The organism is Henriciella sp., from assembly GCF_049649345.1.
Lineage (GTDB): Bacteria > Pseudomonadota > Alphaproteobacteria > Caulobacterales > Hyphomonadaceae > Henriciella.
The window spans coordinates 1-4,927 of record NZ_JBARZC010000112.1 but is presented as its reverse complement, the minus strand read 5'-3'; the positions used below and the strand labels follow the sequence as shown (position 1 = coordinate 4,927).

The 4,927-nt window shown below is 61.9% G+C and carries 5 protein-coding genes and 1 pseudogene; 2 read left to right on the top strand and 4 right to left on the bottom strand.

What is annotated here, in order from left to right; genetic code table 11:
- The first annotated feature begins 166 nt into the window (after positions 1–166).
- Both WA989_RS02825 and ttcA read left to right on the top strand, forming a co-directional pair.
- Complete coding sequence (locus tag WA989_RS02825; protein WP_424339008.1) at positions 167–1,897, top strand: alpha/beta hydrolase; 1,731 nt, start codon at positions 167–169, stop codon at positions 1,895–1,897.
- Positions 1,898–1,947: 50 nt separating this feature from the next.
- Positions 1,948–2,823 (top strand): tRNA 2-thiocytidine(32) synthetase TtcA, encoded by an 876-nt coding sequence (ttcA, locus tag WA989_RS02820; protein ID WP_424339007.1) that lies wholly within the window; start codon positions 1,948–1,950, stop codon positions 2,821–2,823.
- An 11-nt stretch (positions 2,824–2,834) separates the two neighbouring features.
- Here the strand turns inward: ttcA and WA989_RS02815 are convergent, their stop codons facing one another.
- The 4 genes and pseudogenes from WA989_RS02815 to WA989_RS02800 form a co-directional block, all read right to left on the bottom strand.
- Positions 2,835–3,371, bottom strand: coding sequence for a tetratricopeptide repeat protein (locus tag WA989_RS02815; RefSeq protein WP_424339006.1), 537 nt, complete (start codon positions 3,369–3,371; stop codon positions 2,835–2,837).
- Between the two features lie 59 nt (positions 3,372–3,430).
- Positions 3,431–4,393 (bottom strand): L,D-transpeptidase family protein, encoded by a 963-nt coding sequence (locus WA989_RS02810; protein ID WP_424339005.1) that lies wholly within the window; start codon positions 4,391–4,393, stop codon positions 3,431–3,433.
- 82 nt (positions 4,394–4,475) lie between these two features.
- On the bottom strand, positions 4,476–4,694 hold the full coding sequence (locus WA989_RS02805) for a helix-turn-helix transcriptional regulator (RefSeq protein ID WP_424339004.1): 219 nt from the start codon (positions 4,692–4,694) through the stop codon (positions 4,476–4,478).
- A 2-nt stretch (positions 4,695–4,696) separates the two neighbouring features.
- Positions 4,697–4,927 (bottom strand): annotated as a pseudogene (locus tag WA989_RS02800) (hypothetical protein); the annotation flags it as partial.

Below are 4,927 nucleotides of genomic sequence, written 5' to 3'. Positions count from 1 at the left end.
CTTCGGCGTCGCGCCACTTGCCGGATTCCTGATCTTCCGCGCGATCCGGCCAGTCACTGTGACAAGTCCGGAACAGGCCTTCTAGGAACGTCCGGCCTGCTCGCAACTGCCTTGATATAATTTGACCGCTGTGATGATTACTGCCCGATCCATGTGAGAGGTGGTAATGCGCAGCGTTCTTTTCTGGTTTCTGATCCTGGTCCTGATCAGTGCGGGCGTCGGCGCGGCCCTGTTCTTCCTGCAGCCGAAAACCAGCCTCCACCACCCTGATTTCGGCACCGATTGCCGAAGCCTGCTGACCGCCCAGACAGAAGAAGCCGTCGATTGCGTACGGGTTCTCTATGGCACCAATCGAAAGGTCGGTTTCGACGGCGCCGCCCCCGGCCCGGACGGCGAGATCGACACGACCGGAACCGAAGCCGAGAATGCCGGCGAGCTGCATCTTGGCCGCGCTGATGTCTGGCTGCCCAAGCTGATCGAGGAAGGTGGTACGCGAGAGCGCGGCGAGACGCCCTTCCTCGAAGGCGAGATGCCCGAGGAAGACGATGAGCTCGTCAAATATGTCTTCCTTACCCGTATCACCAAGACCGGACAGGAGCGCTTCCTGCTTGAGCTCGACGACGCGCTGATCGAGCAGAATTCCTATTCCGCCCTGCTCTTCGTGCACGGCTTCAACACGCCTTTCGAGCACGCGCTGATCCGCTCGGCGCAGCTGTCGGTCGACCTCTCCCGGCGCGACCTTTTCGATGTCGGCGTGCCGATCCTGTTCAGCGGGCCGTCTGCGGGCAAGGTCTCGCTCGGCGATTACCGAGGCGACCAGGACCGTTCCCTCGAGGCGGCGCCCTATCTGGAAGAGTTCCTCGATCTCATCATCGAGAATGCCGACATTGACCGGATCAACATCGTCGCCCACTCCATGGGCAACCGCCTCCTGACCAAGGCGCTGGAAGACTATGCCGCCGACTATCTGGAGCGCCATGGCGAAGACGATATCGAGTTCCGGATCATCCTTGTGGCGGCCGATGTCGACCGCGAGATCTTCAATGAGGTCACAGGCGTTCTCGACAATCTGCAGGCCAATGTGACGATCTACACCTCGGACGCAGACCGCGCGCTGCACGTCTCCGAAATCGTCAACCAGAACCTCCGGCTTGGCGATACGGATGGCAACAAGCCCTATATCCGGCGCAATGAATTCTACGAGACGGTCGATGCCACAGGCGTTGCGACCGAGCTGTTCGGCCTTGGTCACAACTACTATTCCGATAATCCCTTCATCCTCGGCGACATGCTCTGCGCCATGGCGGAAGCGGCGCCTGAAGAGCGCGCGCTCGAACGCCTGCGCTTTGCCGATCTCGAAGACGGCGACGAGTATTACCGCGTCAACGCAGACGTCGCGCCGGGCTATGAAGAATGCTCACTGTTCCGCGATGCCTTCCCGCTGAGCGATGTCAGCCAGGCCCCCGAAGATGACCGCTTCACGCCCGCGCGCGAGATGGCGCCGCCGCCACCGGTGATGGACGAGGCTCCAGCCCCCCGTGGCGCGCCCGCGCCAGCTGCCCAGCCGCCATTGGATCTGGTTCTGTATGTCGAGGACCGGGACAATTTCGACCCCGCAGCCCTCGCCCCGCAATTCATGCCGGCCCTCGCACGCGATGATGTCTTCAGCGTCTCGATCCGTGCCTATACCGACACAGTCGGCACAGCTGAGGAGAACCAGGCCAGAACGCAGGCCTGGGCAGACGCGCTCAAGGTCTACATCGTGAACGCGACAGGCATCGAGCCCGGCTTCGTCCTTGCTGAAGGACGCGGTGACACGCAGCTTGCTGTTGCAACAGACGACGAGGTCGATGAGCCACGCAACCGCCGGATCGAGATGACGGTGGAGTACGAATAGGCTGAGTATCGGGCTTTGCCCGCCGGGCCAGCTCATGCGATACGCACTTCATGGCTGACGACATGATGACCGGGCTTGTCCCGCCGCTCTTTGCTGATGTGCCCAGGAGCGTGACCTTCAAAAAGCTGCGCAAGCGGATTGTGCGGAACGCGTTGCAGGCGATTGACCAGTTCGGCATGGTCGACCGGGCACGGGAGGACAAGCCGAAATGGCTGGTTTGCCTGTCGGGCGGCAAGGATAGCTATGGCCTGCTCGCGGCGCTGCTGGATCTTCAATGGCAAGGCGCGCTGCCGGTCGAGCTGATCGCGTGCAATCTCGATCAGGGCCAGCCGGGCTTTCCCACACACATCTTGCCCGAATGGCTCGACAGGGTGGGCGTCAAATACCGGATCGAGACCGAGGACACCTATTCCATCGTGAGCGAAAAAGTGCGGGAGGGGCGCACCTTCTGCTCGATGTGCTCACGCCTGCGCCGGGGCATTCTCTACCGGATCGCCCGTGAGGAAGGATGCGAGGCGATTGTGCTTGGCCATCACCGCGACGATGCGCTCGAGACGTTCATGATGAACCTGGTGCATGGCGGGCGGATGGCCGCGATGCCGCCAAAGCTGCTCAATGATGCGGGCGACATGTTCGTTCTGCGCCCCCTGATCACCTGCGCGGAAGACGATCTGGCGAAATTCGCTGAGGCGATGAATTTCCCGATCATCCCGTGCAATCTCTGCGGCTCTCAGGATGGGCTGCAGCGGGTTGCGATGAAACAGATGCTGGATGAGTGGGAGCGCAAGAAACCGGGCGTGCGGCAGGTCATGGCGCATGCGCTCGCGACCGTGCGGCCGAGCCATCTGCATGATCCGCGCGTGTTCGACTTTGCGGGTTTGGCGCTTGGCGGCGATGGTGAGGACGATCCGAACGTGCCGTTCTAGGCGAACTGGCCCTAAGCCGCCCCATTGAGCCGCCGTGTGCATTCCTCGACGCCGGAGCGGACATGCGCCTCTTCATAGAGATCGAGCGCCTCACGCCAGTGGTCGACGGCTTCGGCGGGGTGGTCGAGGATGTCGAGCAGACGCGCGAGCGGGCGGATCGCATTGGCGAGCGTTCCGGGCGGTAAATCGTCGATCTCGCGGTAGAGGTCGAGCGCTTCTTCGTAATGGGTCTGGGCGAGGCCAAAGCGGCCGAGCTCTGCAGTGACATCGCCGAGATGGCGCACGACATGGGCTGTGACGAGCGGCGGGACAGGCTCACGCCGGCAGATATTGGTCGCCTCGACATAGAGGCGCTCGGCATCCTCGAACCGGCCTTCATCTCGGTAGCACTGGCCCTTGGCCATCAGGGCGCGGACGAGCAATTCGGGGTCGTTGGCGCCGCGCGCATATTCGAGAGCATCGGTCGCGAGCGCATGAGCTTCGTCGGGGCTAGCGTCCCGGCGCGCGGCGTAAACCCGCTCGACCAGCTCGTGAATATCCTCCTGCATGATGGGACAATCATAGCAGATTGCCGCAGGTCTGGCGACTGAAAGCGGCGCAATGTACGCTACTCCTTGAACGACACCTCGACACCCTGGCTGACCATCCCGGCCAGTTCTTCGGCGTCCCAGTTTGTCAGCCGCACGCAGCCATGTGACTGTTCCTTGCCGACAAGATGCGGGTCTTCTGTGCCGTGGAGGCCATACGTCTCTTTTTCCAGATCGATCCAGACCGTGCCAACCGGGCCATTCGGGCCGGGCGGAAGGGTCAGGGCTTCGTCATTGTCACCCTGCTGGAAGTTCTTTTCAGGGTTGTAGGAATAGGTCGGGTCGATCGCGATCGCCACGACCTTGTAGCTGCCTTCGGGACTTGGCGTGTCGCTTGAGCCGATCGTCGCCGGATAGCTGGCGATGAGGTTGTCGTCCGCATCATAAGCGAGGATCTGGGCGCGGGACTTATCGGCGGTGATCTTTTCCACACTGCCCTCAAGCGAGCTGCCGGGATCCAGGACGGTGACCTCTGATCCTGCTGTCCAGTCGGCTTCAGGATTCATCGTTTTCAGCAGGTCGCGGTCCATGTGCCAGGCTTCGGCGACCAGTTCCTCAATGGTCCGGAAGCCGAGCCGTTCGCGTTCGGCGAAATCTTCATAATCATGGGTCAGGTCCGGCATCAGGCCGGCGAGGTCTTCCTCAGTGATCGTGTAGGTCGTGGTCAGATCGCTGGGATTGCCGAGCGCCTCCCAGACTTTCTCGTCCATGACGCCGTCGACTTCGAGATCGTTCATCTCTTCAAAATCGCGGATCGCATTGTCGACATTCTCGCCGGAATAGCCATCGATGACGCCCGGCGACGACCCTGCCCTGTCGAGCAGGACCTGCACTTTTGCGGTAATCGCGCTCTGACCGTCCGGCAGGGCGCCGCCGTCATAGTCTGCCGAAGCCACATCCTGCGGCGCAACGCTGGCAAAAGCGAGGGGCGCGGCGAGAAGCGAGAGGGCGGCGGTGGTCAGGCGGAGGGCTGAGCGGGGCATGGAGGCGATCCTTCTGATCGGTATTTGAAGAGGGGAACTGCCACATCAACGCGCCTCGCCCCATCTTGCTCCGCAGCCTTGCTCAGTCGCCCTCCCAGCCGAATACATCTTCAAGGCCGACGCCGAAGACGCGGGAGATGCGAAAGGCGCTTTCGAGCGAGGGCGAATAACGCCCCTGCTCTATAGCGATCACAGTCTGGCGCGTGACGCCGATTTCCTTGGCGAGGGCTGATTGGGACATGGCGCCATGGCCTTCACGCAATTCACGCACGCGGTTCGTTATAGGTGGACGTTTGGCCATGCTCAGAAGCCGCCGCGATAATAGACGATGCGCGCTGCATATTCGGTCAGCTGCGAGGCCATCAACGCGCCGAACGCCGCATGAAACAGCAGATTGCCATCATATTTGAAAAGATACACGCCGAGCGCCGAGACCAGGCCGAGGCCGAGGACAAGTCCGCTAATATTGCCTGCGCGCGCCGAGATCAGCTTGTCGCGCTCGTCCATCGTGTCATCGGCCTCCGACGGCTTCAC